General features: G+C 45.5%; 2 rRNA genes. Both read right to left on the bottom strand.

The features are described 5' to 3' along the window. Positions 1 to 109: ribosomal RNA gene (gene rrf, locus KW850_RS32860) — 5S ribosomal RNA — on the bottom strand; the annotation flags it as partial. 76 nt (positions 110 to 185) lie between these two features. Next, positions 186 to 286 (bottom strand): 23S ribosomal RNA (locus KW850_RS32855); the annotation flags it as partial.

The following is a 286-nucleotide window of genomic DNA, read 5'->3' as shown; positions in this document are numbered from 1 at the left end:
ACGTCCTACTCTCACAGGGACGCGTGTCCCAACTACCATTGGCGCTGAGAAGCTTAACTTCCGTGTTCGGTATGGGAACGGGTGTGACCTTCTCGCCATAATTGCCAGACTATTTAATTGAGGAATCGTTCCCTCAAAACTAGATAATGCAGAAGAAGTTTTGTAAACTCGAGATTGCCTTAAAAATGGTTAAGTCCTCGAACGATTAGTATCAGTCAGCTCCACATGTTACCACGCTTCCACCTCTGACCTATCAACCTGATCATCTTTCAGGGTTCTTACTAGC

Source organism: Bacillus sp. sid0103 (assembly GCF_019219025.1).
This window is presented reverse-complemented; position numbering and strand designations above follow the sequence as displayed.